Here is a 7,899-nt window from a genome sequence, read left to right on the forward strand (position 1 = left end):
CTTTGTCATTGATGTGAGCATTTAGGATGAACTGTCTTAAATAAAACGCGCTGCGGATAATTTCGATATGACGGCAGTTGACGCCATCATGAACAAGGCATCGATCACCGATGCCGTAGTGAATACTTACCACACAGCTTTTCGGGAGTTATACAAAAAACAAGGCGCATTCTGATGCTCGATTTTAATGATAAACCTAATCTGTCTGAGCAGATTTGCGCGTGCATTGATAGCGCGCTTCAGTCGGCTCAAGATCACTATTTGAGTCGTTTGCGATTGACTAGTTTCATGATGCGGGATTTGATTTGTACACCGAAACTTTCACTGGCGGGAAATACGGCTTTTCTACTGTGGGTAGCCGTTTGCGGGGTCACATCGATGTATTTTGGCTGTAGGACCAGACGCTATTTCCGCGCAGTATCTGGCACTCTGGGAATGCAAATCTCTGAACGGTAAATCTTAGAAGTAAATCTTAAAGCGAGGTCTGACCCTATCCAAGCCGATCTACGAGGCACAGGTTGCGCTCTACTAGTCCGCCTACATGGAGGCCCGTAAATCCAAAGTATTTCGACCAACCCTGGTCTGTTTACGGCCATCAATAAGGATACCGCCGCGATCTATTTCAAATGGGTGTCATTTAACTGTGGGCTAGCTCAGCGTGCGTCCGATCGCGGGATTCGCGTTCTGCAGTCCTGTGATTCTGGAGAGCTGCTGGCGCGAGTAAGCTATTTTTACTCTTGGCAGGATCGCTGCTGGCGGGAGGTATCATCCTCATGTGGTTTGGCTCGACTTTAACGATGCTCCTGATCAGGCGCCATCTCTTAAGTCTTGGCGTAAGGCCTAAGCATTAAAATCATAATTTCTGGTAAGATTACCCTTAGTCCTTTACGCTCTCTTTCCCGACTGGAAACAACGCGGCAAGAAATATGTTGTCGGCGATCTAGAAAGCTATGCCGGAAAAGTATGGTGATTGAATTGGATGTTTCACGAGCGGGCATGTGGATTGATTTTGCTACCGGATAAGGAGGCAACATTTTGATGCCTGGACGCGGGTCATGCATCTGGATTTGCAGCGCGATTTTCAGGCCGTAATGAAATAGTCTGCACAGTGGCTCGGCGTATCTACGCAGTCCTTTCCGATAGTCTGCACTCAGAGCCCTTCGTCAACGGACCCTAAATCTATTCCGGCAGATGAACTTGGGGCAGCGACTGCAAAGTGGGACTACAGAGATTAACACAGCAAACTGATAGCCTGTGTGCATCTCTATGACACCTGCAGGAAGGAATTTAGACCTTGGGATGTATTGTCTCGGTCAATGCGCCCCAATGATCTACACCCTTTGTATAACCAGCCTCAGATTACATCGGCCTGCCATATTATTCTGGTGGAAGAAAAGAAAGCGACGGAGGCGCTGATCCGAGAGGGTTAGGTAGCCAGCACGTCCATGAATGAGGTTAATGCACCGGTCAGTACAACTGACTGGTTACCGTTCAAATGGAAGCAGGTATTGATCTAGTCGGATAACGATGAGATGCTCCAGTATGCGGCGGAGAACGGCAGTATGGATGTGCTGGTGATAGATCCGATCCATAATGTGTTTGACGATGGTCCAGACGGCAGGAGCGGAAATGACAATAACGCCATGCTGTTTTTACTGCGTGAGCGTGTCGAGCGTTTGCGGGAAGCAGTTAATCTCGAGACCGGTATTATTCTGATCCATAAAACCAAGAAGATCAGCAAAAACAGGTCTAGGAAGATCCGTTTTTGGCGCTGTCTGATACCTGTAGTTTGCGTGGCTATTACACACCAGAATGCTGCTGTACCGGACGGACGGAAGCCAAACCGACCATGTGTGCTGGCATTTGAGCTACGTAACGGGGCCAGGGCTTAATGTCAAGCGTGTTGATAAAAGCCAAAAACGCTGGATCGAGCTGAATCAGAATCACAATAATCTAGTGAATCAAGATTACGCGGAAAAACTAAATGCCAAGCGCTTGCGTAATCGTGATGTCATTGTGCACATGCTTTTTGACGAGGTCGCGCTGAGACGCGTTTATACCAATAACCAGTTTGCAGAAACTTTTGAGAGGTACGCCAATCTCGGTGCTAACCGCACCATTAACGAGCGCATCTCGGTGTTGGAGAGACTAAAGGCGACCTCAAGTTTTTCTGCAATGCTAATGACTATAGTCTACCCAAACTGACATGCAGCAAGTACGGATACCTGTAGGTCTAGGGAATGACTCTATCCTGGTACGAATTTGCATACGTAATCGAACCACTTGCCGATGTGTCATTGTCCGGGTGTTCTGATCAAGTTGACGTTGTAACGGTGCGCGTCGAAGAGTTTTACCGATGAGCGCAACGTGCTGACTTGCTTAGTCAGGTTCACACCCAGGGTGGTTCTGCCTATTGCGCCTTTCGTTCGCCGTAAGAAATCGTATTGGACGGCTTAGCGCTGTCACGTGACTATTAGATCTACTATCCGGTAAGTTGAATGACGCTTGCCATCGATGAACGGGTCGATATCAATGGGACGCCCAATCAAGTGCGTGATATCTGTGCCATTGGTGACGGCACTGAGTATCGCGTCAGCCTTTCGTAACGCTAAAACCACTTAGTAATCACCATGAAAAACGACCAGGAAAGTATTCAAGGCCCCTGGGGTGGCATGAATATGAACTCAATCCGTTACCACCTCTTCAGGGAGATAGTGCGACGCTTAACCACACAGTCTTACCCGTTCCGGTGTAGCATATGCCATCGCTGCCTATCACGCGTGAAGCCAGTCCTGCTCTACTGGTGTTTTCTAAAGGCGATGGCATTGCCGCTAACACCACTGGCGTGATGGATCGCGTATTAACAGTGCGATTAATGGCCATCGCTCGTGACGAAAACGGCTTCGATACCGCTGATTAACTGATCGTTAAGGCTCATCCTGTACTATTGATTGACTCAAGACTTTGTGAATGGGATGTGGAGGACGCAGATAACAGGACGGGCGCTATACCGGCGCGCTTTGAAATCCGCTATTGCACCCTGAGCAACGACCTGACGCAAAATAGATAAATGTTCTTCCATGAAAATGACCTTACTAAAACCCTATACCCACGCCGGTGAAGCTCACTCTCTCTGTGCACATATGGACCTTACTAAGTCCTTAGCTCAATATCTGATCGCCCAAGGCGTTGCTCAGGATATCGACGCAATGGGATCCATATAAACAAAATCACACGCTCGTACACCTAAAGGAGATTCATCGTGGCTTATTTCTCTGGACAGGGGCACGTTTATGTCGGTGCCAGCGACAGCAATGGAAATCAGCAGGGATTAAACTTTGTTAGCAACGCGCCTGAATTAAAGGTGTCCTTATCGGTAGACACCTTTAAGCATCAGGAGTCTACCAGTGGCCAACGACTGACTGACCTGCATCTAATCAAGACAAAAAAGGCGAGTTCTCTTGCACTCTAGAAAAACTGATCGCAATCAATCTAGGCCTGGCGCTCTACGGATCCACCAAAGATTAAACGAGTAGCACCTTCATTGATAAACACTCTTGCCACCCCAATGGAAACGGGAAGTCTGTATCTGTTAGCTAAACAAAACGTCTCGTCAGTTGTTGTCATCAAAGACTCCAATAAAACGCCTAAGACACTGCCTGCCTCTCAGTATCAGCTGAATTCCAAACATGGCCACCTGCTGATCAACAATATTACTACCTATAGTTATTGCATCGAACTGTTTAAAGCTAACTATGCCTACGGGGCAGTACAGAGTATCGCCATGTTCACCTATCCGTTGCCGGAACGCTGGATCTATTTCAAAGGCTTGAATACCGCTGACAGCAACCGCGAGGTGTTTATAACCTCTATCGAGTGGCTATCAACCTAGACAAGGAATTGTCGGTCATTACAGATGAGCTGTTGAAGTTTGAGGTGTGAAGCCAAGTGCTGGCTGACACCCTAAAACCTGCCGCTGGCGATCTCGGTCAGTTCGATCGCATTGTTTTATTGTGAGGTGAGTGATATCCGAATTTGATGCCTTTGGGTCTCAACCAACGAATCTAACGAGCGCTGATGAGCCGATTGCAATTTCGTCCATTCACATCGGTGAAATTCCAAAAATCCTCGCCGCAATAAAGCCTCTTGCAATCAGTTTATGGAAGATCAGATCGATTAACTGGGGATTGCCATCTAATATGGCGACAACCTTTTGGCTGCGATCGCTATTGTTATACGTAAACTACATGAGTTGGTGGAGGCATTCTCGTTGGATGAAGCCATTACTTTGGCAACACTACTATTTGAGGTCAACATCGATTTTTTCGTGCAACGGGTGGTGCCGACACTGCAGCAGGACGACGTAAGAATCACCGTTCAGATAAACGATCGTCTTGCTGGCATATTCTTATCCAACGGTTGATCCGATCACCGCACCTCTTATCTGACATCCTGAATTACACGCTGCTCTAGTTTAGCGTTTATCTCGAAGCCGATCTGTAATTCGAGTTTAAGCAGGCCAGCCTGCAATTGACCCTAGTGGAGGTCGGTGCCAAAGGTGAGAGGCGTTCCATTGAACGCTTACAACAGGAGCTTAATCATGTACGTTCATTTGTACATCTATTGGCTATTTAATCCGAGCCACTCAATGCTTGCTCAACCACCTAGCGCAAAACGATTCACGAAGCCGTGAAGCGTGGCATGCAAATCGGTGTCTGTGACGTGAGATTCACAGTGATTTTAAGGTTCAACGGGCGAGTTTTATCTTTTTCATTCACAGCAAGGTGATCGAGAAAAAATCTGAGCGACTACTGGCACTCAAGATCGGCAGCAAGATCCATTTGATGGGGGTGCACGATAAAGGCGGCCTCATTTCCGGTGATGTGCTGATCCCTTTCCTACCGAGTCGTATTTGGCCGCAGCACTTTTGGGCCGTGGTTGATGGTTTGGTGCGCTCTGGCAATGCCTATTTCATTCAAAAAATAGAAAAATCATTTTAATGGCTGAAAAAATCTCAGAAAACAACCGACAACTGTCTCGTTTTAAACGAGTTGAGCGCATTCATACCGGTGCTAAGCGCCTACAGATAGGTCAGGAAATCCCCATCGGCGTAAAAGCCAGCATTAAAATTACCAAGATCGAAGCTGAGCTGATCACGATCAACCCAAAGCAGGGCTAACCTTTGGCAAACCCATGCGCATGCCTCTGCGCAGACGGAACGTGAACTGGTAAATGCCTTGACGCAAGCGCGATGGGGCAATCTTTTTCAACAGATGGACGATGCCTTTGTGTAGCAGGAACACAGGATGAATGTGGCTGCTATTAGCGCCAAAGTCGCCCAAAAATCTGCTGCAACCACCGCTATGGTGTCGATGCTGCCAAATCTAGTGCCGGAACGGCTGCATCCCAGGCCGCGATTCCTTATGTGGGTCCGGTGCTCGTGGTAGCAGCGACAGGCCAAAACACATTCACATCGAATTCTATTCCGGCGCGTTTGTCAGCCGATCAGTTCGTGATGAATGTAGACGCGGTAAAACAGGTGGGTGTAGATTTTATGCAATGGGCTGTTGCTTAGGCATGTTCAGCCGGGAGTCTGATACCTAATCCCCACAGGTAGCATCTAAAGGCCAAGCGGTACGCGTTGTGAACGTACTCGATCCCGCCATGGCAGCAGATTACCTCAACTCCTCATCCGGAGAAAAAACCATTCTCAATATTTTGCAGCGCGATGCCGGTACCGTTCGATAGCTGCTCAGTTAAATAGAATTTTTTTTGAAACTGTAAAAGGCTGTGAGTTCAAGGCGCACGGCGCGCAGGAACCGTAGTGTATATAAGGTACATGAGAATTCCGAGCACCACGTAATGCAGAAGTCGCGGCCTTTTAGAGTTTCAAAAAATTCTAATTTAGGAAGCGAAAATCCATGACTGCTTATATCGACTATATCGACAACATAACTACGAAACCACCTTGAGCCATCGTGAACTGATCATGATGGCACCCGGGCTATCTGGTAAAGAGCATATTTTCTGCGGGTTTATTGTTATCAGGATGACACCAAGGACTATTACAACCTAGCCGTGGCCACAATGAAGGGTTATGTTTCTAAGAACCCCTTTCTAATACAGCACAGTATTTCGCCAGTCTGTGGTGTGCCTGCCTATCATCATCGGATCGATTACTGGCTGTCTGTGAGAGTATAACGACTGAATGTGGCGATGAAAGTGGGTACGCCCGTGTACAAACCTTCGCTATCGGCAAGTTTTGCCATTACGCCTCGCTGTGGCAGTATCCAAAACCGATGTTTGCGGATCGCATGTTCAGCGGTGCACCTGCTACACGCTATTGGGACACCCGTCATTCTATTCTTTGAAAAGGAAACAACAACAACCTGCGCATGCACTTGACTATGCCATTGAGTAAGAGCATCATATCCAATAATGTGCGTCGGTATGAAAACACCTATGCGCTTTATCTGGTAATGCTCTATCACAGCAATAATCTCTATGGTGCCGTTGATAGCATTTTTCATATCACGGGGTTTAATAATCAAGTGAAAAACATTCTCACGATCAATAGTAAAAACTACGTGGTGATTCAGGATGTTGTCTGCACCTCGTTTAGCGATTACTACGCATTAGAGCGCAGCTGATGCCTTATGTAAGCGAGTTAGCTAATTCGGCTAGCGATTTATTGAAGGCCAGATCTACGGACGGCCGAACGCCATCGGCTTGAACTATTTGGTGTAGGCAGAGTTTAGTTACAGCGGGGCAACCCTGAACACGCCAGCGGTAAATCGGGTCGGCATTACCGATTGCTTGAGCAAATCGGGTAATACGCGGCTGGCTACTAGGTGACCTATCATATCTTTGTGCATACAGATCCGGACTACATCATTCTCGCAGTGAACTATCAGGTAATGTACTGGCAATGGCTGATATTAAGGCACAATAACTTCAGATATCAGCAACAAGCCGGTGTGGCGATCGATGCCATCGGAAGCATAGGGAACAGTGACGGTAATACGGCGGGTGCACCGTTCTGGCAATCTCACGATATTAGTAACGTGCAAGCCAGTTCTATCGATCTTGATTTCAATGGTCATGATTGGTGGAACAAACCCATGAATGTTTTTACAGAGGATCTCAATAACACGCAAGCTACCATCGCCACAGCAACACAGTTGGTGACGCAACCAAAGCACTAGAACGGCGAAGCCGTTCTAGCTCGGCACCATATCATAGTGGCGCAGCCTTCGAACTTTTGGCCCGTGTGGCATAGCTGCCGCACTTGCGACTGACCCGAAACGATAACATCGACGATGGCTAAATTATGACTCTATGTTCTGAGTGCCGGTTTGTCGCACTCAAACTTTCTTAAAGAAGAAAGAGTGAGTGGTTTTTGACGAAACATCAGTGAAGATATTTTTGAGCTTCGCTCAACATCATAAAAGGGGGTCTTGAATCTAGAAGCTGGGCGGATAAGTTAGTCTCTATCCGATATGCGGCATTGATAGACCCCGCTTTTGAAATTCATGTTTATGAGCGGTTTATGGATTCAGTCAAAAGTAATAATGGCGTACCGGCGAAAAAGTACAGGCCGGATTAGCCGTTCTCGATTTTTATAAATAGGAGCTACGCATTGCGCCGTCGGCGATATTGGGTGCAATGAAAAAACTCCAATCGTCTCTTCGCATGCCAGATATTCTGCCCGCCTATGCCATAAACGAGCCAGAGAGCAGTGTAACCCGATCAACTGAGACCACACATTCTCTAATACGGACGTAAAGTAGCAGAAAGAGTATTGAAGATGAAAGCTTTTTTACGTTCATCTGTTCGTGGGACGAAGGCGATAACCCTTGTAAAGATAGCGGTTGTTAAAAAAAAGAGAATGCCTCATTA

8 protein-coding genes and 2 pseudogenes are annotated in these 7,899 nt (G+C 47.2%); 9 read left to right on the plus strand and 1 reads right to left on the minus strand.

Going from position 1 to position 7,899, the window contains the following annotated elements; all coding sequences use genetic code 11:
* Positions 1-1,532 precede the first annotated feature (1,532 nt).
* The 8 genes and pseudogenes from CICURV3402_RS04460 to CICURV3402_RS04500 all read left to right on the plus strand — a co-directional run bounded on the left by CICURV3402_RS04460 (position 1,533) and on the right by CICURV3402_RS04500 (position 5,575).
* Positions 1,533-1,892: a hypothetical protein gene (locus tag CICURV3402_RS04460; RefSeq protein WP_158380000.1), complete on the plus strand. Its 360-nt coding sequence runs from the start codon at positions 1,533-1,535 to the stop codon at positions 1,890-1,892.
* A complete protein-coding gene (locus tag CICURV3402_RS04465; protein WP_158380001.1) occupies positions 1,864-2,205 on the plus strand; it encodes a hypothetical protein in 342 nt (113 codons plus the stop codon). Before CICURV3402_RS04460 ends, CICURV3402_RS04465 begins: the two co-directional genes overlap by 29 nt.
* A gap of 553 nt (positions 2,206-2,758) precedes the next feature.
* Entirely contained in the window at positions 2,759-2,920 is a 162-nt protein-coding gene (locus CICURV3402_RS06725; protein ID WP_235667650.1) for a hypothetical protein, read from the plus strand.
* A gap of 166 nt (positions 2,921-3,086) precedes the next feature.
* A complete protein-coding gene (locus CICURV3402_RS04475) occupies positions 3,087-3,224 on the plus strand; it encodes a hypothetical protein (protein ID WP_222837049.1) in 138 nt (45 codons plus the stop codon).
* A gap of 38 nt (positions 3,225-3,262) precedes the next feature.
* Positions 3,263-3,892 (plus strand): annotated as a pseudogene (locus CICURV3402_RS07835) (phage tail tube protein).
* Positions 3,893-4,213: 321 nt separating this feature from the next.
* The gene (locus tag CICURV3402_RS04485) at positions 4,214-4,423 is read left to right on the plus strand and encodes a hypothetical protein (protein ID WP_158380002.1); all 210 of its coding nucleotides are present in this window, start codon (positions 4,214-4,216) and stop codon (positions 4,421-4,423) included.
* Between the two features lie 361 nt (positions 4,424-4,784).
* Positions 4,785-5,179, plus strand: a pseudogene (locus tag CICURV3402_RS06735) (DUF6441 family protein).
* Between the two features lie 246 nt (positions 5,180-5,425).
* Complete coding sequence (locus tag CICURV3402_RS04500) at positions 5,426-5,575, plus strand: hypothetical protein (protein WP_187306944.1); 150 nt, start codon at positions 5,426-5,428, stop codon at positions 5,573-5,575.
* Positions 5,576-6,176: 601 nt separating this feature from the next.
* On the opposite strand, the gene CICURV3402_RS04505 is transcribed toward CICURV3402_RS04500, so the two are convergent.
* Complete coding sequence (locus CICURV3402_RS04505; RefSeq protein WP_158380005.1) at positions 6,177-6,530, minus strand: hypothetical protein; 354 nt, start codon at positions 6,528-6,530, stop codon at positions 6,177-6,179.
* A gap of 321 nt (positions 6,531-6,851) precedes the next feature.
* Between CICURV3402_RS04505 and CICURV3402_RS04510 the strand changes: the two genes are divergently transcribed.
* Positions 6,852-7,205, plus strand: a complete 354-nt coding sequence (locus CICURV3402_RS04510) for a hypothetical protein (RefSeq protein ID WP_158380006.1) — start codon at positions 6,852-6,854, stop codon at positions 7,203-7,205.
* The last annotated feature ends 694 nt before the right edge of the window (positions 7,206-7,899 follow it).

This window comes from Candidatus Williamhamiltonella defendens (assembly GCF_900699045.1).
In the GTDB taxonomy this organism is placed as follows: domain Bacteria; phylum Pseudomonadota; class Gammaproteobacteria; order Enterobacterales; family Enterobacteriaceae; genus Hamiltonella; species Hamiltonella defensa_A.